The sequence below is a fragment of the Streptomyces sp. NPDC036813 genome, assembly GCF_055609245.1.
Genome location: NZ_JBVJPV010000011.1, coordinates 119,291 through 138,817, shown reverse-complemented (window position 1 = coordinate 138,817; position 19,527 = coordinate 119,291). Strand labels below are relative to the sequence as shown.

Genomic DNA, 19,527 nt, shown 5'->3' with positions numbered 1-19,527 from the left:
CTTTTGAGTACGGGATCCGGAACACCTTCCGCCCCCGCACCGAAGACCACCCACTACCCCCGCACGTCCTCGATGTTCAGCTCGCTGAAGATCAGGAACTACCGCCTCTTCTTCCTGGGCCAGGTCGTCTCCAACACCGGCACCTGGATGCAGCGCATCGCGCAGGACTGGCTGGTGCTCAGCCTCACCGGCTCCGCGACCGCCGTCGGCGTCACCACCGCGCTGCAGTTCCTGCCGATGCTGCTCTTCGGCCTCTACGGCGGCGTCCTCGTCGACCGGCTGCCCAAGCGCCGCACGCTGCTGTTCACCCAGGCCGCGATGGGCGTCACCGGACTCGCGCTGGCCGCCCTCACCCTCACCGGGCACGTCCAGGTCTGGCACGTCTACGTCGCCGCGTTCCTGGTCGGCCTCGCCACGGTCGTCGACAACCCGGCCCGCCAGTCCTTCGTCTCCGAGATGGTCGGCCCCGCCCAGCTGCAGAACGCGGTCAGCCTGAACTCCGCGAACTTCCAGTCCGCCCGCCTGGTCGGCCCCGCCGTCGGCGGCCTGATGATCACCGGTGTGGGCACGGGCTACGCCTTCCTCTTCAACGGCCTCTCCTTCGCCTTCACCATCGGCTCGCTGCTGCTGATGCGCGCCCGTGAACTGCACGTCGTCGAGCGCGCGCCGCGCGGCAAGGGCCAGCTGCGCGAGGGCCTGCGCTATGTCGCCGGCCGGCCCGAGCTGATCTGGACGATCGCGCTGGTCGGGTTCATCGGCACCTTCGGCTTCAACTTCCCGGTGTACCTGTCGGCCTTCGCCGACGACGTCTTCCACGCCGGGGCCGGCTCCTACAGCCTCTTCAACACCGTCATGGCGGTCGGGTCCCTCGCCGGCGCCCTGCTCGCGGCCCGCCGCGGCACGTCCCGGCTGCGGGTGCTGATCGGGGCGGCGCTGATGTTCGGCGTCCTGGAGACGGTGGCCGCGGCAGCGCCGTCGCTGTGGCTGTTCGCCCTGCTGATGGCCCCGATCGGCATGTTCGGCATGACGGTCAACGTCACCGCCAACACCAGCGTCCAGATGAGCACCGACCCGGCCATGCGGGGCCGCGTGATGGCGCTGTACATGATGGTGTTCATGGGCGGCACGCCGATCGGCGCGCCCATCGCCGGCTGGGTCACCGACACCTACGGCGTCCGCGCCGGCCTCGCGGCCGGCGGCGCGATCTCCGCGGTGGCGGCGGCCGGCATCGCCCTCGCCCTGGCCCGGGCGGGCGGCCTGCGCCTGTCGGTCGGCTGGAACCACGGCCACCCGCACGTCCGCTTCGTCCCGCGCGAGCGGCGCGAGGAGCTGGCTACGGCGGCATAGCCCTCCGGGGGCCTGGGCTCAGTCGCGGGGGAACTCGTCGGTCCTGAGCACCAGGCCCACGAGGGTGTCGGTGAGGTCGATGCCGTCGCCGAAACCGAAGCTGACGACGGCGTGGTACTCGCCGTCCTTCGGCAGGGTGTGGAGGTGCCACTGCGCGGTGTACGGGTCCACGATCAGATACACCGGCACTTCGGCCTCGGCGTAGGCGTCCTTCTTCGGCCCGTAGTCGTTGGCCGCCGTGTCCTTGGAGATGACCTCGGCCACGAACTCGACGTCCTCGTGGCGCCAGCGGCCCTTGTCGTCCGTTGCCGCGTTGTCGGCCATCGCGGCCAGATCGCAGGCGAAGCCGTTCAGACGACCGGGGAAGTCGATCCGCACATCCGAGGCAAGCCTGCTGCGGGGGTACTTCGCGCGCAGCTGGTCGTAGACGGCCGCGATGATCTCCCAGTGACTCTGCCGCTGCGGTGACATGAAGATGTGCCCCCCGACGATCTCAACCTTGTATCCCTCGGGGACGGGCATCTTCTCCAGCCACTCGAACATCATGTCGAGGGTGAGTTCGCCGCTGCTGTCGGCCATCTCGATCCTGTCTTCAAGAACAGTCACCGTGCCGCTCCTCCCCACTGCCGCCTGGTCGCATGCAGCCGCGCAGTACAACGATACGCACGGTGACCGGGACACGCTCGGGCGTGTGCATGCCCGAGGCACACTGGCCCCATGAGACTCTTCGCCGCCGTCCTGCCGCCCGACGACGTCACCCGGGGACTCGCCGCCGAGGTCGACGCCCTGAAGAGGCTGCCCGGCGCGGACGGGTTGCGCTGGACCGGACGGCCCGGCTGGCACTTCACCCTCGCCTTCTACGGCGAGGTCGGCGACGACGTCATACCCGAGCTGTCGGAGCGGCTGGCGCGCGCCGCCCACCGCACCGCCCCCTTCGAGATCGCCCTGCGGAGCGGCGGCCAGTTCGGGCACGGCAAGGCGCTGTGGACCGGGGCGGACGGCGACGTGGAGGCCCTGCGGCTGCTGGCGGACCGCGCCGAGGCGGCCGGTCGCAAGGCGGGCGTCGAGATGGGGGACCACCGCCGCTACAAGGCCCACCTGACGGTGGCCAGGAGCCGGGGGCCCGTGGACGTACGGCCCTGTGTGGCGGCCCTGCACGAGTTCGCCTCCCCGCGCTGGACGGTCGGCGAGCTGGTGCTCATGCGCAGCAGCCTGCCGCGCTCGGGCGTCCCGGGTGAGCAGCCCCGGTACGAGGCGGTCGAACGGTGGTCACTCGGCGTGTCCGGCTAGGCTCGACGCCGTGGACCCGAAGACCCGTAACCGGATCATGGCCGGCGTGCTCGTGCTGATGTTCGTGGTGGTGATCGTGGCGGCGGTCGGAAAGTAGCCGACCGCCGCCACGCACGCCTGCCGTACGGCGGCGTTCGCCTGCTACCAGGCGAACGCCTCCGGCGACGGACCCGGACCCGGGAAGATCTCGTCCAGCCCGGTCAGCAGTTCCTCGCTCAGCTCCAGCTCGGCCGCCCTGATCGCCGACTCCAGCTGCTGCGCGGTGCGCGGACCGACGATCGGGCCGGTGACGCCGGGGCGGGTCAGCAGCCAGGCCAGCGCGACCTCGCCCGGCTCCAGGCCGTGCTTGTCGACCAGGTCCTCGTAGGACTGGATCTGGGCGCGGGAGGCCGGGTCCTTGAGGGTGTCCGCCGCGCGTCCGGAGGCCCGGCGTCCGCCCTCCACCTCCTTCTTGATCACGCCGCCCAGCAGACCGCCGTGCAGCGGCGACCACGGGATGACGCCGAGGCCGTAGTCCTGCGCTGCCGGGATGACCTCCATCTCGGCGCGGCGCTCGGCCAGGTTGTACAGGCACTGCTCGCTGACCAGGCCGATCGTCCCGCCGCGCCGGGCGGCGATCTCGTTGGCCTGCGCGATCTTGTAGCCGGGGAAGTTCGAGGAGCCGACGTAGAGGATCTTGCCCTGCTGGATCAGGACGTCGATGGCCTGCCAGATCTCCTCGAACGGGGTGTCCCGGTCGATGTGGTGGAACTGGTAGACGTCGATGTGGTCCGTCCGGAGCCGCTTCAGGCTCGCGTCCACGGCCCGCCGGATGTTCACGGCCGAGAGCTTGTCGTGGTTCGGCCAGGGGTCACCGCCGTCGGTGGCCATGTTGCCGTACACCTTGGTGGCGAGGACGACCTTCTCGCGCCGTCCCTCGCCCTTGGCGAACCAGTTGCCGATGATGCTTTCGGTACGGCCCTTGTTCTCGCCCCAGCCGTAGACGTTGGCGGTGTCGAAGAAGTTGATGCCCGCGTCCAGCGCCGCGTCCATGATGGCGTGGCTGTCGGGTTCGTCGGTCTGGGGACCGAAATTCATCGTGCCGAGAACGAGTCGGCTGACCTTGAGTCCGGTGCGTCCGAGCTGCGTGTACTTCATGGCTACCCAGCCAACGGCTTGAAGTGCGCTCGAAGCAAGGGGCTGCCGAGGAAGGCGGTCCAGGCGGAGGGCCTGCGCTCGCAGCGTGCCATATTTGCCGAACAGGTCGGCCAGGTCGGGCTGTTCGCTCACGAAGTAGCCGCCGCGATGTCCTTCGATGTAGGCGAGGTGCCGACGTTCCTCCGTCTCCAGGAGGATCATGCTTCCGTTGAGGCCGGCGTGCACCTCACGCGCGTGTGGCATGACCTGGATCTCCACGTGGCGGAGCCGACCGATGGCGAGGATGTGGTGCAGCTGCGCCTTGAGCGTAGCGGCGCCGCCCAACGGCCGTTCCAGCGTGCTCTCTTCGAGCACGTAGCTGACGTGTGGCGGCGGCTTGCGCTCGAACAGTTGCTGGCGGCTCACACGCGAGGCCACCTGCTTCTCGATCCTCCTCGTCGTCCCTCCAGGTAATCCTCCGTCCACGGCGTGTGCGCAGCTCCCGAGAACTCCGTCTCCGCCACGGCCAGAGTGCACCTTGTGCACCGAGCACGCGGTCCGCGACTTCCACGAACCGGCCTCTGGGCAATCGCTGGCCGCGCTCCACCATGGCCACTTGCGACTTGGAGTAGCCGACCTGCTTGCCGAGGCTCTCCTGGGTCATCCCGGCCTTTTCCCGATAGAACCGAAGCAAACTGCCAAAGGCTGTGGACCCCCGCTCACCGAAGTGCACAACCGCCTCCCCAAGTGCACAGCCCCGCACGGACCTTGCGAACCCCTGGTCACAGTATGTGACGACCCGCCACCCTTTGCTGTATGAACGAGAGAATCGACGCCCCCTGGATCCCGACCTGGATCCCCGCCTCCGGACACGCCCTGCGTCACGCCGGCGTGCACTTCGACGCCGTACGGATCAGCGGTGATCAGGGCGAGCGCGTCGCAACGGAGTTGATGGTGTGCGCGGACTTCGACGCGGGCCCGATCGTCCGCGAGGTCGCCGGCGACCGGAACCTGTACTTCCTGTTGCCGCCGCAAACCGCGACGCAGTTCCGCTGGCCGCCGGGCGTACGGGCGTTGACGCGATGTCACGGCACGCTCGCGTATGTCGGCGTACCCGCGCTGAGCGGCATGACCTGGCCGCTGTCATGGCGCTCGGCGCCCTCACGGAAGGCGCCGTTCGTCGCGGGGGATCTGCTGCGGGAGGTGGTGGAGGGTGTCGTCAGTCGCGGGGGAAGCCGTCGGTCTTGAGGACGAGGTCGATGACCGTGCCGGTGAGGTCGACGTCCTCGCCGAAGTCGAAGGGCGTCCGCGTCTGGTAGTCACCGTCCTTGGGGTCGGTGTAGACGTAGCAGCGGCCCTGGTAGGGGTCGGCGACGATGTAGAGAGGGACCTCGGCTGCCGCGTACGCCCGCATCTTGGGACCGTAGTCGTTCTGCGCGGTCCCTTCGGAAATGACCTCGGCGACGAACTCGACGTCCTGGTACCTCCAGTGACCTGTGTCGTCCTTCTTCGCCGACTCTTTGAGCAGGGCGACGTCCGGGCAGAAGCCGTTCTGGTAGCCCGGGAAGTCGATACGGACATCCGAGAACACCCTGGCATCCCTGCCGAACCGGTCATCGATGGCCCAAAGGAACCCGCGGATGACCTCCCAGTGCGTGCTGCGCTGCGGCGTCATGTGAATGTTGCCCCCGACGATCTCGACCCTGTATCCCTCGGGGACGGGCATGCGCTCAAGCCGCTCGAACCACTGGTCCAGACTGATGGTGTTCGCGTCGGCGTCGGCCATCTCGATCCTGTCTTCGATGACGGTCATCGTGGCGCTCCTCCCCGGCTGCGCCACGGACAGGCACAGCCGCGCAGTACAACGATACGCACGGTCACCGTGTCACGGGCAGTACGGCCCGCCGACCCCCCACGCCTGCCACATGGCCTCCGCGAACGCGCCCGCGATCTTCCGCTCGCCGCTCGCGCTCGGGTGCGTCCCGTCGTAGGTGTCGGTGCGGAGGTCGTAGTCCGCCGGGGGTGAGGCGAGGAGCAGGGGTGAGCCGGGGGCGTCCAGGTCGGCGACGGCCTTGCCCAGCAGCTCGTTGAAACGGGCGACCTCCGCCGCGAAGGGCTCGTCCGCCGTGGCCCGCACATTGGGGATCACCGGCAGCACCACCATCCGTACCCGGCGGTTGGCGGCCCGCGCCCCCTGGACGAAGGCGGCCACGTTCTCGGCGGTCTGCTCGGCGTTGGTGTAGAAGCCGAGATCGATCAGGCCCAGCGCCACGAGCAGGACGTCGGCCCGGTGGTCGCGCACCGCGTCCTCGATCAGCGGAGCCATGTGCAGCCAGCCCTCGCCCCAGCCGGCCAGGTGGGCGCGGGGGAACTCCGGGTCGGCGTAGGCGTACGACACGGGCGCGCCGGCGTGCTGGTCGTACAGCGTCTCGCGCGGGCCGACGATCTCGAAGGGGCCGCCGAACGTCGCGCACAGGTGCTGCCACATGCGGTAACGCCACGTGTGTTCACCCGCGCTGCCGATCGTCTGGGAGTCACCGACGGGCATGAACCTGAGCATCCGCTCATCATGGACGATCCGCACCCGGCCGACCCCCGGCGCGCTGTGTGAAACCGGCCACGGATCACGCTCCGCGCGGCGGGATGGCAGGCTGGAGGGCATGCGCCGACCGTTCGCCCTGCTCGCCGGGGTCCTGCTCGTGGGTGCGCTCGCCGCGCCCGCCTCCGCCGCCGACGGTGACCAGGGGTTCACCCTCCAGGACCCGCGCATCACGGAGTCCAGCGGCCTCGCCGCCTCCCGGCTGCACCCCGGGATCTACTGGACGCACAACGACAGCGACGACGGCCCGTACCTGTACGCCGTGGACGGCTCCACGGGTCGTACCGTCGCCCGGCTCACCCTCAAGGGCATCGGCTCGCCCCGCGACGTCGAGGCCATCTCCATCGGTCCCGGCAACGAGATCTACGTCGGCGACATCGGCGACAACTTCGGCGGCCGCTGGCCGTACGTGTGGATCTACCGGCTGCCGGAGCCGAAGGAGCTGAAGGACCAGACCGTCAAGGCGACGCAGTACGTCGTGAAGTACGAGGGCGGCCCGCGCGACGCAGAGTCGCTGGTCGTCCACCCGAAGACCGGCCGCGTCTACATCATCGACAAGCACGAGGACGGCGGGCATCTCTTCGAGGGCCCGGCGAAACTGTCCGCCTCCGGGAGCAATCTCTTCCGGCCCGTCGCGCCCGTCGACCTGTGGGCGACCGACGCCGCCTTCTCCCCGGACGGCGAACGCCTCGTCGTACGCGGCTACTTCGGCGGTATCGCCTACGACTTCAACGGCGGGAAGATCGAGAAGACCGGCCGGCTGGACGTGCCCCTGCAACGGCAGGGCGAGGGCGTCACCTACTCCGCCGACGGCAAGAAGCTGCTCTACAGCAGCGAGGGCGCCGGGAGCGAGGTCGTCGCCCAGGACGCCCCCGGCGGTTCCGCCGACTCCGGTGCGGGCCACGGCCCTTCCGCGGCGGCCAAGGGGGGCGGGGACGGGCGGAGCGTCAGCCTGACGACCGGCGCCCTGGCCGTGGGCGCCGTCTGTCTCGCCGTGTTCGGGCTGCGGCGGCTGTTCCGGCGCGGCTGACGCGCGTCTCCCGCGGGGGCTGTTTCCGGCCACCCCTTCCATGGCTTCGGGCTCTTCACACGGTCACGTCCGCAGGCTTGACGCGTACATGTAAGCGTCCTTTCCTGGTGTGTGCGTGGGAGCGCTCCCAATCGCTCGCCCCCCGTCAGCCCCCGAGAGGAAGCAGCCCATGTTCCGCACTTTACGAAGAGCGCTCTGCGCCGCCGCGGCCGCGCTTCTGCTCCCGCTGGCCGGTGCGCACACCGCGCACGCCGCCGACGCCCCCGGCGCCGGTTACTGGCACACCAGCGGGCGGCAGATCCTGGACGCGGCCGGGCATCCGGTCCGTATCGCCGGCATCAACTGGTTCGGCTTCGAGACGAGCAACCATGTCGTCCACGGCCTGTGGTCTCGCGACTACAAGAGCGTGATCGACCAGGTCAGGTCGCTGGGCTACAACACCCTGCGGATCCCCTACAGCGACGACATCCTCAAGAGCGGCACCATGCCGGACAGCATCAACGTCTCCGGCGGCATGAACGCCGATCTCCAGGGCCTCACCTCGCTCCAGGTCCTCGACAAGATCGTCTCCTACGCCGGGCAGGACGGGCTCAAGGTGATCCTCGACCGGCACCGGCCCGACTCCGCCGGACAGAGCGCGCTCTGGTACACCGCCTCGGTGCCCGAGTCGACCTGGATCACCGACCTCAAGGCGCTCGCCGGACGTTACCGGGGCCAGAGCACGGTCATCGGCATCGACCTGCACAACGAGCCCCACGATCCCGCCTGCTGGGGCTGCGGCGACACGACGAAGGACTGGCGGCTGGCCGCGCAGCGCGCCGGGAACGCGGTCCTGACCGCCAACCCCGACCTGCTGGTCTTCGTCGAGGGTGTACAGACCCACAACGGCGTCTCCGGCTGGTGGGGCGGCAACCTCATGGGCGTCGCCCAGTACCCGGTGCAGCTCGACGTGGCGAACCGGGTCGTGTACTCGGCCCACGACTACGCCACCAGCGTCGCCCAGCAGAGCTGGTTCGGCGACCCGTCGTTCCCGGCCAACATGCCCGGTGTCTGGGACAGGTACTGGGGCTACATCTTCAAGCAGAACATCGCCCCTGTGTGGGTCGGGGAGTTCGGCACCACCCTCCAGTCGCCGGTCGACCAGAAGTGGCTGGCCGCCCTCGCGGACTACCTGCGCCCCACGTCGGCGTACGGCGCCGACTCCTTCCACTGGACCTTCTGGTCCCTGAACCCCAACTCCGGTGACACCGGTGGCATCCTCAACAGCGACTGGACCACCGTCGACACCGTCAAGGACGGCTACCTCGCGGGCATCAAGGCGCCGCTCTTCCCGAGCACGGGCACGGGCGGCGGCGGGGGCGGGGGTGGTGACGGAGGCGGCAGTACGCGCGCGTGCAGCGCCACCTACACCGTCACCGACGACTGGGGCAGCGGCTTCAACGCCGAGGTGAAGGTGACCAACACGGGAACCACCGCGCTGTCCTCCTGGAAGGTGACCTGGACCTTCCCCGGGGCCCAGCAGATCACGAACATCTGGAACGCCACCGCGACCCAGAGCGGCCGGACGGTGACCGCCGTCAACGCCGCCCACAACGGGTCGGTGCCGGCGGGCGGTTCGGCAGGCTTCGGCTTCGGCGGCGCACCCGGGGGCGCCGGAGTGCCGAGCGTGAGCTGTACTGCGGCGTGACACGCGCGAGGGGCGCCCGGCCGGTGCCGGGCGCCCCCCGTCGTCGGACGACTGCGATCAGAGCTTCTCGATCACGTAGTCGACGCACTTCGTGAGCGCCTCGATGTCCGCCGGGTCGATCGCCGGGAACATCGCGACGCGCAGCTGGTTGCGGCCGAGCTTGCGGTAGGGCTCGGTGTCGACGATGCCGTTGGCGCGCAGCACCTTGGCGACGGCCGCCGCGTCGACCTCGTCGGTGAAGTCGATCGTGCCGATGACCTGCGAGCGCTTGGCCGGGTCGGTGACGAACGGCGTCGCGAACTTCACGTCCTCCGCCCAGCCGTACAGGGTGCGCGCGGAGGTGGCCGTGCGGCGCACCGCCCAGTCCAGGCCGCCCTGGCCGTTGAACCACTCCAGCTGCTGGTTCAGCAGGAAGAGCGTGGCGAGCGCCGGGGTGTTGTACGTCTGGTTCTTGCGGGAGTTGTCGATCGCCGTCGGCAGGGAGAAGAACTCCGGGACGTGGCGGCCGGAGGCGTGGACACGCTCGGCGCGCTCGATCGCGGCGGGCGAGAAGACACCGATCCACAGGCCGCCGTCGGAGGCGAAGGACTTCTGCGGCGCGAAGTAGTAGACGTCGGTCTCGGCGATGTCGACGGGCAGGCCGCCCGCGCCGGAGGTGGCGTCGACCAGGACGAGCGAGCCCTCGTCGGCGCCGGCGACACGCTGGATCGGCATGGCGACACCGGTCGAGGTCTCGTTGTGGGTGAACGCGTACACGTCCACGCCGGCCTCGGCCTGCGCCTCGGGGTGGGTGCCCGGGTCGGCGGACATGACGGTCGGCTCGGCCAGCCACGGGGCCAGCTTGGCCGCCTTGGCGAACTTCGAGCTGAACTCGCCGAAGCTGAGGTGCTGCGACTTGTTCTCGATCAGACCGTGGGTCGCGATGTCCCAGAACGCGGTGGAGCCGCCGTTGCCCAGGATGACCTCATAGCCGTCGGGCAGCTGGAACAGCTCGGAGATGCCCTCACGCACCTTGCCGACCAGGTTCTTCACGGGCGCCTGGCGGTGGGAGGTGCCGAGGAGGGAGGCACCGGTGGCGGCGAGGGCGTCCAGCGCCTCGGTCCGCACCTTGGAGGGACCCGCGCCGAAACGTCCGTCGGCGGGCTTGATGTCAGCGGGAATCTGGATGTCGGCCACGAGTCGGAGGGTATCGGCTGGGCGAAACCGGACGGAAACGTGTCCGTCCGATGAGACAAGATCGCCAAGCGGTGGACTTGTGAGGTTGTACGACTGGAGGGGTGCCGCTGTGGAAAAGTATCGGTGACTGTCAGTGATCGGATGCATCCTGGACGCATGACGGATCTGGCAGGGCTTCAGACGCTGCGGGCCGAGCTGCGGGCGGCCGTCCGGGGCGAGGTCGGCTTCGACGCGACCGCCCGGGCGCTCGTGACCATGGACGCGTCCAACTACCGGCGCGTCCCGCTCGGCGTCGTCGCGCCCCGGGACGCCGACGACGTGGCCGCCGCGCTGGAGATCTGCCGAGGTCACGGTGTGCCGGTGGTCGCCAGAGGCGGGGGCACGTCGATCGCGGGGCAGGCGACGGGCACCGGCGTGGTCCTCGACTTCACCCGTCACATGAACCGGCTGCTGGAGCTGGACGCGGACACACGGACGGCGGTCGTGCAGCCCGGGCTCGTGCTGGACCGGCTTCAGGAAGCCGCAGCGCCGCACGGGCTGCGCTTCGGCCCGGACCCCTCCACCCACAGCCGCTGCACGCTCGGCGGGATGATCGGCAACAACTCCTGCGGCTCTCACTCGGTCGCCTGGGGGACCACCGCGGACAGCGTGCGCGAGCTGGACGTGGTCACCGCGCGTGGCCGGCGGCTGCGGCTCGGGCAGGGCTGGGCGGGCGCCCCGGACGGTCTGCGGGAGCTGGTGGACGGCGAGCTGGCGCGGCTGCGGACCGGCTTCCCGCAGCTGCCCCGCCGCATCTCCGGGTACGCGCTGGACGCGCTGCTGCCGGAGAAGGGCGCGGACGTGGCCCGCGCCTTCTGCGGCAGCGAGGGCACCTGGGGCGTGCTCACCGAGGCGGTCGTACGGCTGGTTGAGGCACCGCGCGCCCGGGCGCTGGCCGTGCTGGGGTATCCGGACGAGAGCGCCGCCGCCGAGGCCGCCGCCGACCTGCTCCCGCACGGGCCGCTGACCGTGGAGGGCATGGCCGCCGACCTGGTGCGCTCCCCGGCGGGGCTGCCACGGGGCGGGGCGTGGCTGTTCGTGGAGACGGGCGGCGGGTCGCCTCAGGAGGCCCGGGCGCGTGCGGAGGCGATCGTGCGCGCGGCGGACGTGCTCGACGCGCTGGTGGTGACCGATCCGGCCGGACAGCGGGCGCTGTGGCGCGTCCGGGAGGACGCGAGCGGCACGGCGACCCGGATGCCGGACGGCTCGGAGGCGTGGCCCGGCTGGGAGGACTGCGCCGTCCCGCCGGCCCGGCTGGGGGCCTATCTGAGGGACTTCCGCGCGCTGCTGTCGGCCCATGGACTGCGCGGCACGCCCTACGGGCACTTCGGGGACGGCTGCATCCATGTCCGCATCGACTTCGACCTGCTCACCGAGGCGGGCATCGGCCGCTTCCGCCGCTTCTCCGAGGAACTGGCCCATCTGGTGGTCGCGCACGGCGGCTCGCTGTCCGGGGAGCACGGCGACGGGCAGGCACGCGCGGAGCTGCTGCCGGTGATGTACGGCGCGCAGATGGTGAGGGTGTTCGAGCGGGCGAAGGCGCTGTGGGACCCCGACGACCTGCTCAACCCCGGCATGCTGGTCCGCCCGGCCCCGCTGGACGCCGGTCTGCGCTTCTCGGTGCTGCCCCGCGAACCCGTGGACGTGGCCTTCGGCTACCCGGCCGACGGCGGCGACTTCTCCGCGGCGATCCGCCGCTGCGTCGGCGTCGCCAAGTGCCGTACGGCGACGGTGTCCGGGCCGGCCGTGATGTGCCCGTCGTTCCGGGTGACGGGGGAGGAGGAGCACTCCACGCGCGGACGGGCCCGGCTGCTGCACGAGATGCTCGCCGGGGAGGTGGTCACCGACGGCTGGCGGTCGACGGAGGTCCGCGAGGCGCTGGACCTGTGTCTGTCCTGCAAGGGCTGCCGCTCCGACTGCCCCGTGGGCGTCGACATGGCCACCTACAAGGCGGAGTTCCTGCACCACCACTACGCCGGCCGGCGCCGGCCCGCATCGCACTACGCGATGGGCCGGCTGCCGCAGTGGCTGAGCTGGGTCGCGTCACTGCGCGCGGCGGGTGCGGTGAACGCCCTGGCGTCGGTGCGGCCGCTGGCCCGGGTGGGCAAGCGACTGGGCGGCATCGCGGCCGAGCGGGAGATACCGCGGGTGGCCCGGCAGACGCTCAGCCGGTGGTGGCGCGGGCGGCCGCAGCGCACCGGGGGCGGCGACCTGGTCGTGCTGTGGCCGGACACCTTCACCGAGCACCTCTCGCCCACGGTCGGCCGGGCGGCGGTGCGGGTGCTGGAGGCGGCCGGGCTGCGGGTGGTGCTGCCGCCCACCCTGCGGATGCGCGGGCGGCCCGTGGGGGACGCACGGTCGCGCTCGGCGGCCGCGCTGCTGACGGCCCGCCGGAGCCGGGTGTGCTGCGGGCTGACCTATGTCTCCACCGGCCAGCTGGACCGAGCGCGCGCGGTGCTGCGGCGGACGCTGGAGCTGATGGCGCCGGTGCTGGAGACGGACGCGCCGGTCGTGGTGCTGGAGCCGAGCTGCGCCGCCGCCCTGCGCGGCGACCTGCCCGAGCTGCTGCACGACGATCCCCGGGCGGCCCGGCTGGCCAAGCGGGTGGTGACCTTCGCGGAGGCCCTGGAGAGATACGCCCCCGACTGGGCGCCGCCCGTCCTGGACCGCCCGGTGACCGGCCAGACCCACTGCCACCAGCACGCGGTCCTGGGTGACGCGGCCGATCGCCGGCTGCGCGCGGCGGCGGGGCTGACGGGCGAGCTGAGCGGCGGCTGCTGCGGGCTCGCCGGGAACTTCGGATTCGAGCGCGGCCACTACGAGGTGTCGGCGGCGTGCGCGGAGGAGCAGCTGCTGCCGTCGGTGCGGCAGGCGCCACAGGGGGCGGTGGTCCTGGCGGACGGGTTCTCCTGCCGGACACAGCTGGAGCAGCTGGGCGGGGTGCGGGGCCGGCACCTGGCGGAGGTGCTGGCGGCAGCGCTGGACAGGAATCCGTCCCTCCGGGACAGTGGCAAGAGGGCTTCACGCCCCTGACGGAGTCCATTAGAATGGACTTAACAGTCCATCGTAGTGAACACTGATGGAGCCCTCCGCGACAAGCACCTGGACCGCCCGTGACCCGCCCCGACACCGCTCCCTCCGCCTCGGTGACGTCCGCCGCCACCGCGACGACCCCCGAGGCCGCCCCCGCCGCCGCGGCAGCCGCCGCGCAGCCCCGCCGTATCGACTCGCTCGGCCCCGTCGGCCTGGTGCTCGCCGGGGGCATCTCGGTGCAGTTCGGCGGCGCCCTCGCGGTGACGCTGATGCCGCGGGCGGGCGCCCTCGGCGTGGTGTCGCTGCGGTTGCTGGTCGCGGCCGTAATGCTGCTGCTGGTCTGCCGGCCCCGGCTGCGCGGCCACTCCCGCGCCGACTGGGGCACGGTGGTGGCCTTCGGCATCGCGATGGCCGGTATGAACGGCCTGTTCTACGAGGCCGTCGCGCGCATCCCGCTGGGCCCCGCGGTCACCCTGGAGGTCCTGGGCCCGCTCGCCCTGTCGGTGCTGACCTCCCGGCGTGCTCTCAACCTCGTCTGGGCCGGCCTGGCGCTCGGCGGCGTCTTCCTGCTCAGCGGTGGCGGGTTCGGCGACCTCGACCCGGTGGGCGTCGCGTTCGCACTCGGGGCGGGCGCGATGTGGGCGACGTACATCACCTTCAGCGCGCGCACCGGGCGCCGCTTCCCGCAGGCCGACGGGCTCGCGCTGGCCATGGCCGTCGGCGCGGTCCTGTTCCTGCCTCTGGGCATCGCCGAGGCGGGCACGCGACTGCTCGACCCGGTGACCTTCGGGCTCGGCGCGGCGGTCGCGCTGCTCTCCTCCGTGCTCCCCTACACCCTCGAGCTGCTGGCGCTGCGCCGCCTGCCCGCCCCCACCTTCGCCATCCTGATGAGCCTGGAGCCCGCCATCGCCGCGACGGCCGGCTTCCTGATCCTCGGCCAGGCCCTCTCCCCGATCGAGGCCGTCGCCATCGCGCTCGTCATCGCCGCGAGCATGGGCGCGGTGCGGACCCAGGTGGGGCGCAGGAGGACCGCCCGGAACGCGTAGGCGGCCTTACCGCGGGTGAGCCGGTCAGCCGGCCGGCTTCTCCCACACCGACACGTGCTGCCGGCTCTCGCTGGTGAAGGGTGACCGGTCCCAGCCGTCCCAGCGGGCGCGCGGCCGCAGCCCCGCGAGCCGGGCCATCAGGTCCAGTTCCGCGGGCCACACATACCGGAACGGCAGCGAGAAGTACGAGCTGGTCCCGTCCCCGCGCACCGTCACGTGGTGCGAGCTCATCGACTGCGTCGCCACGTCGTACAGGTCGAAGCCCAGCCGTGAGCCGTCCACCCGGAACGGCACCGCGGTCTGCCCCGGCGGCAGCCGGCGCAGGTCGGGCACCACCACCTCCACGACGAAGCAGCCGCCCGGCTCCAGATGGGCGGCGGCGTTGCGGAAGCAGTCCACCTGGGCGTCCTGCGAGGTGAGGTTGTTGATCGTGTTGAAGACCAGGTAGGCGAGCGAGAAGGTGCCCTCCACCGTCGTGGTGGCGAAGTCCCCGATCGTCACGCCGATCGTGTCGCCGCCCGGCTTGGCCCGCAGCCGGTCCACCATCGCCCGGGACAGGTCGATGCCGTGCACCTCGACCCCGCGGCGGGCCAGCGGCAGGGCGATCCGCCCGGTGCCGATGCCCAGCTCCAGTGCCCGGCCGCCACCCGCCAGCTCGGCCAGGACCTCGACGGCGGGTTCCACCCGCGCCGGGTCGAACATCTCCGCGGACGACTCGTCGTAGGTGGCCGCGACCGATTCTCCGAAGTAACCGTCTGTGTCGTTTTCGTCTGCGTGATTCATCGGGGCCGACGGTAGGGGCACGTGGGCGGGAAACGCGCGCGATTTTCCCCGGGGGCGGCGGCTTCCGGCCGCTGACGGAGAGGGCGCAAAGCCGCATGGGGGAGAGGGCTCAAAAAATCATGCAAGCGTGCTTGATTGTTTCATGGTCCGCTGCCATGCTCGCCCCATGTCAGATCCGACGCCCGTGATCGACGACCTGCGTGACGAAAGCGACGAACTCGACGCCCTGGTGGCGCGATTGAGCCCGGAGCAGTGGGCACTGCCCACCCCGGCGCCCGGCTGGACCGTCGCCCACCAGATCGCCCACCTCGCCTGGACCGACCGTTCGGCCCTGTGCGCCGTCACGGACGAGGTCGGCTTCCACGCCCTGGTGGAGCAGGCCCTGGCCGCGCCGGACACCTTCGTCGACGAGGGCGCCGAGGAAGGCGCCGCCCTCCCGCCGGACGCCCTCCTGCAACGCTGGCGCGAAGGCCGTACCGCGCTCGACAAGGCGTTGCGCGCTGCCCCGCCCGGAGCGCGGTTCCCCTGGTACGGGCCGCCGATGGCCGCCGCCTCGATGGCCTCCGCACGGCTGATGGAGACCTGGGCGCACGGCCAGGACGTGGCCGACGCGCTCGGAGTGCGGCGCCGGCCCACCGACCGGCTCCGGCACGTGGCCCGGCTCGGCGTGCGCACTCGGGACTTCGCCTTCGGCGTGCGCGGGCTGCCCGTACCCGCCGGCGAGTTCCGCCTCGAACTGCGCGCCCCCTCCGGCGACCTGTGGACCTACGGCCCCGAGGACGCCCCACAGCGCGTCACCGGCCCCGCCCTCGACTTCTGCCTGCTGGTCACCCAGCGCGCCCACCGCGCCGACCTCGCCCTGCGCGCCGAAGGCCCCGACGCCGACGCCTGGCTCGACATCGCCCAGGCCTTCGCGGGACCGCCCGGCGCAGGCCGCCCGGCGACGGGGGAGGCGCAATGAGCGGGCGCGCGCCCCGGGAGAGGGCGTCGGGAATATGAGCGGCGTGCTGCGCATCGGCAACGCCTCGGGCTTCTACGGCGACCGCTTCGACGCGATGCGCGAGATGCTCACCGGCGGCGACCTCGACGTCCTCACCGGCGACTACCTCGCCGAGCTGACCATGCTGATCCTCGGCCGCGACCGGCTGAAGGACCCCGCCGCCGGATACGCCCGCACCTTCCTGCGCCAGCTGGAGGAATGCCTGGGCCTCGCCCACGAGCGGGACGTGAAGATCGTCGCCAACGCGGGCGGCCTGAACCCCGCCGGCCTCGCCGACGCCGTCCGCGCGCTCGCCGGCCGGCTCGGGATCCCGGTGCGCGTGGCACACGTCGAGGGCGACGACCGCACCGCGCACCACCCCGGCAGCCTCGCCGCACACGCCTACCTCGGCGGCCACGGCATCACCGCCTGCCTGCGCGCGGGCGCCGACATCGTGATCACCGGGCGCGTGACGGACGCGGCGCTCGTCACCGGTCCGGCGGCGGCCCGCTTCGGATGGCAGCCGCACGAGTACGACCGGCTCGCGGGCGCGGTCGTCGCCGGGCACGTCCTGGAGTGCGGGGCGCAGGCCACCGGCGGCAACTACGCCTTCTTCCGCGACGGCGGCCGCGATGTGCGCCGCCCCGGCTTCCCGCTCGCCGAGATCCACGCCGACGGCAGCAGCGTCATCACCAAGCACCCCGGCACCGGCGGCTTCGTCGACGTCGGCACGGTCACCGCGCAACTGCTGTACGAGACTGCGGGTGCCCGGTACGCGGGACCCGACGTCACCACCCGGCTGGACACCGTACGACTGCGCCAGGACGGGCCCGACCGGGTGCGGATCGAGGGGGTGCGCGGGGAGGCGCCGCCGCCCGCGCTCAAGGTCGGCGTCAACAAACTCGGCGGTTTCCGCAACGAGGTCGTCTTCGTGCTGACCGGTCTGGACATCGAGGCCAAGGCGGCCCTGGTGCGCGAGCAGCTCTCCGGGGCGCTGGCCAAGTCGCCGCCCGACGACGTCCGTTGGGAACTCGTCCGCACCGACCGGCCCGACGCGGACACCGAGGAGAGCGCGAGCGCCCTGCTGCGGCTCGTCGTCCGCGACGCCGACCAGCGGGTCGTGGGACGGGCGCTGAGCGGGGCGGCGGTGGAGCTGGCGCTGGCCAGCTACCCCGGCTTCCATGTGCTCGCGCCCCCCGGGAAGGGCGCTCCCTACGGGGTGTTCGAGGCGGCGTACGTGGCACAGGACGCCGTCGAGCACGTGGCGGTGCTGGACGACGGGCGGCGCGTGCCCGTACCCGCGCCGGGGGAGACGGCCGTACTGGAGGCGGTCGCGGAACCGGACCTTCCCGAGCCCCTGCCCGCGGGCCCGGTGCGGCGGGCGCCGCTGGGGCTGGTCGCCGGGGCCCGCAGCGGCGACAAGGGCGGGGACGCGAACGTCGGGGTGTGGGTGCGCTCGGAGGCGGCCTGGCGATGGCTGGCGCACGAACTGACCGCCGACCGGTTGCGGCAGCTGATCCCCGAGAGCGCGGACCTGCCCGTCACCCGGCACGTCCTGCCCCACCTGCGCGCCCTGAACTTCGTCGTCGAGGGCCTGCTCGGCGCCGGCGTCGCCGCCCAGCACCGCTTCGACCCGCAGGCCAAGGCCCTGGGCGAATGGCTGCGCTCCCGCCACCTCGACATACCGGAGGCCCTGCTGTGACCACCGACCTGCCCGCCGATCTGCCCGCTGATCTGCCCACCGATTTGTTCGCCGACCTGACCGCCGACCCGTCCGTCGATCTCCCGGAGGCCGTGCTGTGACGGTTCTGCCCTCCGCACTGGATGCGAAGAGCCCCGAGCACCGGGCCAACCGCGAGGCCATGCTCGCCAAGCTCGCCACGCTCGACGCCGAGCACGCCAAGGCGCTCGCGGGCGGCGGCGAGAAGTACGTCGCACGGCACCGCGGGCGCGGCAAGCTGCTCGCCCGCGAGCGCATCGAGCTGCTGCTCGACCCGGACACGCCCTTCCTGGAGCTGTCCCCGCTGGCCGCCTGGGGCAGCGACTACACCGTCGGCGCGTCCCTGGTCACCGGGATCGGCGTGGTCGAGGGCGTGGAGTGCCTGATCACCGCCAACGACCCGACCGTGCGCGGCGGCGCATCCAACCCCTGGTCGCTGAAGAAGGCCCTGCGCGCCAACGACATCGCCCTCGCCAACCGGCTGCCCTGCATCAGCCTGGTCGAGTCCGGCGGCGCCGACCTGCCCTCGCAGAAGGAGATCTTCATTCCGGGCGGCGCGATCTTCCGCGACCTGACCCGGCTGTCGGCGGCCGGCATCCCGACGATCGCCGTCGTCTTCGGCAACTCCACGGCCGGCGGCGCGTACATCCCCGGCATGTCCGACCACGTGATCATGGTCAAGGAGCGCGCGAAGGTGTTCCTCGGCGGGCCACCGCTGGTGAAGATGGCGACCGGCGAGGAGAGCGACGACGAGTCGCTGGGCGGCGCCGAGATGCACGCGCGCGTGTCGGGCCTCGCCGACTACTTCGCCGTCGACGAACCCGACGCCCTGCGGCAGGCACGGCGCGTGGTCGCCCGCCTCAACCACCGCAAGGCACACCCGGACCCGGGGCCTGCCGAGCCGCCCAAGTACGACGCCGAGGAACTGCTGGGCATCGTCCCCGGCGATCTGAAGACCCCGTTCGACCCGCGCGAGGTCATCGCCCGGATCGTGGACGGCTCCGACTTCGACGAGTTCAAGCCGCTGTACGGGACCAGCCTGGTCACCGGCTGGGCGGCCCTGCACGGCTATCCCGTCGGGATCCTGGCCAACGCCCAGGGCGTCCTGTTCAGCCCCGAGTCGCAGAAGGCCGCCCAGTTCATCCAGCTCGCCAACCAGCGCGACATCCCGCTGCTGTTCCTGCACAACACCACCGGCTACATGGTCGGAAAGGAATACGAGCAGGGCGGGATCATCAAGCACGGCGCGATGATGATCAACGCGGTGTCCAACTCCAAGGTGCCGCACCTGTCGGTCCTGATGGGCGCCTCCTACGGCGCCGGGCACTACGGCATGTGCGGACGGGCCTACGACCCGCGCTTCCTGTTCGCCTGGCCGAGCGCCAAGTCCGCCGTCATGGGCCCGCAGCAGCTCGCGGGCGTCCTGTCGATCGTCGCCCGCCAGTCCGCCGTCGCCAAGGGACAGCCGTACGACGAGGAGGCGGACGCCGGACTGCGCGCCCTGGTGGAGCAGCAGATCGAGTCCGAGTCGCTGCCGATGTTCCTGTCCGGGCGGCTCTACGACGACGGCGTCATCGATCCGCGCGACACCCGCACCGTCCTCGGCCTGTGCCTGTCCGCCCTGCACACCGCGCCCGTGGAGGGCGCGCGCGGCGGCTTCGGCGTCTTCCGGATGTGAGGAA

General features: G+C 71.7%; 16 protein-coding genes and 2 pseudogenes. 10 read left to right on the top strand and 8 right to left on the bottom strand.

Annotated features, from left to right (window positions below):
• The first annotated feature begins 3 nt into the window (after positions 1–3).
• Positions 4–1,347: an MFS transporter gene (locus tag ACZ67Q_RS23155; RefSeq protein ID WP_471185152.1), complete on the top strand. Its 1,344-nt coding sequence runs from the start codon at positions 4–6 to the stop codon at positions 1,345–1,347.
• 18 nt (positions 1,348–1,365) lie between these two features.
• Here the strand turns inward: ACZ67Q_RS23155 and ACZ67Q_RS23150 are convergent, their stop codons facing one another.
• A complete protein-coding gene (locus tag ACZ67Q_RS23150; RefSeq protein WP_471185149.1) occupies positions 1,366–1,953 on the bottom strand; it encodes a Uma2 family endonuclease in 588 nt (195 codons plus the stop codon).
• A 111-nt stretch (positions 1,954–2,064) separates the two neighbouring features.
• On the opposite strand from ACZ67Q_RS23150, the gene thpR reads away from it, so the two are divergent.
• On the top strand, positions 2,065–2,637 hold the full coding sequence (gene thpR, locus ACZ67Q_RS23145) for an RNA 2',3'-cyclic phosphodiesterase (protein ID WP_471185147.1): 573 nt from the start codon (positions 2,065–2,067) through the stop codon (positions 2,635–2,637).
• Between the two features lie 141 nt (positions 2,638–2,778).
• On the opposite strand, the gene ACZ67Q_RS23140 is transcribed toward thpR, so the two are convergent.
• From ACZ67Q_RS23140 to ACZ67Q_RS23130, 3 genes and pseudogenes are all read right to left on the bottom strand, one after another.
• The gene (locus tag ACZ67Q_RS23140; RefSeq protein WP_471185507.1) at positions 2,779–3,774 is read right to left on the bottom strand and encodes an aldo/keto reductase; all 996 of its coding nucleotides are present in this window, start codon (positions 3,772–3,774) and stop codon (positions 2,779–2,781) included.
• Between the two features lie 123 nt (positions 3,775–3,897).
• Positions 3,898–4,191, bottom strand: a pseudogene (locus ACZ67Q_RS23135) (Scr1 family TA system antitoxin-like transcriptional regulator); the annotation flags it as partial.
• A gap of 151 nt (positions 4,192–4,342) precedes the next feature.
• Positions 4,343–4,417 (bottom strand): annotated as a pseudogene (locus ACZ67Q_RS23130) (helix-turn-helix domain-containing protein); the annotation flags it as partial.
• A 152-nt stretch (positions 4,418–4,569) separates the two neighbouring features.
• Between ACZ67Q_RS23130 and ACZ67Q_RS23125 the strand changes: the two are divergent.
• Complete coding sequence (locus tag ACZ67Q_RS23125) at positions 4,570–5,001, top strand: hypothetical protein (RefSeq protein ID WP_471185145.1); 432 nt, start codon at positions 4,570–4,572, stop codon at positions 4,999–5,001.
• Here the strand turns inward: ACZ67Q_RS23125 and ACZ67Q_RS23120 are convergent.
• Positions 4,973–5,566, bottom strand: coding sequence for a Uma2 family endonuclease (locus tag ACZ67Q_RS23120; RefSeq protein ID WP_471185142.1), 594 nt, complete (start codon positions 5,564–5,566; stop codon positions 4,973–4,975). The genes ACZ67Q_RS23125 and ACZ67Q_RS23120 overlap by 29 nt on opposite strands.
• Positions 5,567–5,638: 72 nt before the next feature.
• A complete protein-coding gene (locus tag ACZ67Q_RS23115; RefSeq protein WP_471185140.1) occupies positions 5,639–6,313 on the bottom strand; it encodes an SGNH/GDSL hydrolase family protein in 675 nt (224 codons plus the stop codon).
• Positions 6,314–6,413: 100 nt separating this feature from the next.
• Between ACZ67Q_RS23115 and ACZ67Q_RS23110 the strand changes: the two genes are divergently transcribed.
• Together ACZ67Q_RS23110 and ACZ67Q_RS23105 are read left to right on the top strand one after the other, a co-directional pair.
• Positions 6,414–7,382, top strand: a complete 969-nt coding sequence (locus ACZ67Q_RS23110) for a WD40 repeat domain-containing protein (protein ID WP_471185138.1) — start codon at positions 6,414–6,416, stop codon at positions 7,380–7,382.
• 169 nt (positions 7,383–7,551) lie between these two features.
• A complete protein-coding gene (locus tag ACZ67Q_RS23105; RefSeq protein WP_471185135.1) occupies positions 7,552–9,069 on the top strand; it encodes a cellulase family glycosylhydrolase in 1,518 nt (505 codons plus the stop codon).
• Positions 9,070–9,126: 57 nt separating this feature from the next.
• Here the strand turns inward: ACZ67Q_RS23105 and serC are convergent, their stop codons facing one another.
• Complete coding sequence (gene serC / locus ACZ67Q_RS23100) at positions 9,127–10,245, bottom strand: phosphoserine transaminase (protein WP_471185133.1); 1,119 nt, start codon at positions 10,243–10,245, stop codon at positions 9,127–9,129.
• Positions 10,246–10,401: 156 nt separating this feature from the next.
• Between serC and ACZ67Q_RS23095 the strand changes: the two genes are divergently transcribed.
• Together ACZ67Q_RS23095 and ACZ67Q_RS23090 are read left to right on the top strand one after the other, a co-directional pair.
• Positions 10,402–13,317: an FAD-binding and (Fe-S)-binding domain-containing protein gene (locus ACZ67Q_RS23095; protein ID WP_471185131.1), complete on the top strand. Its 2,916-nt coding sequence runs from the start codon at positions 10,402–10,404 to the stop codon at positions 13,315–13,317.
• An 80-nt stretch (positions 13,318–13,397) separates the two neighbouring features.
• On the top strand, positions 13,398–14,363 hold the full coding sequence (locus ACZ67Q_RS23090) for an EamA family transporter (RefSeq protein ID WP_471185128.1): 966 nt from the start codon (positions 13,398–13,400) through the stop codon (positions 14,361–14,363).
• Between the two features lie 24 nt (positions 14,364–14,387).
• On the opposite strand, the gene ACZ67Q_RS23085 is transcribed toward ACZ67Q_RS23090, so the two are convergent.
• Positions 14,388–15,146 (bottom strand): class I SAM-dependent DNA methyltransferase, encoded by a 759-nt coding sequence (locus ACZ67Q_RS23085; protein WP_471185126.1) that lies wholly within the window; start codon positions 15,144–15,146, stop codon positions 14,388–14,390.
• A gap of 166 nt (positions 15,147–15,312) precedes the next feature.
• Between ACZ67Q_RS23085 and ACZ67Q_RS23080 the strand changes: the two genes are divergently transcribed.
• The 3 genes from ACZ67Q_RS23080 (at position 15,313) to ACZ67Q_RS23070 (ending at position 19,523) form a co-directional block, all read left to right on the top strand.
• On the top strand, positions 15,313–16,107 hold the full coding sequence (locus tag ACZ67Q_RS23080) for a TIGR03084 family metal-binding protein (protein WP_471185124.1): 795 nt from the start codon (positions 15,313–15,315) through the stop codon (positions 16,105–16,107).
• A 34-nt stretch (positions 16,108–16,141) separates the two neighbouring features.
• Complete coding sequence (locus tag ACZ67Q_RS23075; protein ID WP_471185122.1) at positions 16,142–17,827, top strand: acyclic terpene utilization AtuA family protein; 1,686 nt, start codon at positions 16,142–16,144, stop codon at positions 17,825–17,827.
• Positions 17,828–17,924: 97 nt separating this feature from the next.
• The gene (locus ACZ67Q_RS23070) at positions 17,925–19,523 is read left to right on the top strand and encodes an acyl-CoA carboxylase subunit beta (protein WP_471185120.1); all 1,599 of its coding nucleotides are present in this window, start codon (positions 17,925–17,927) and stop codon (positions 19,521–19,523) included.
• Positions 19,524–19,527: the final 4 nt, after the last annotated feature.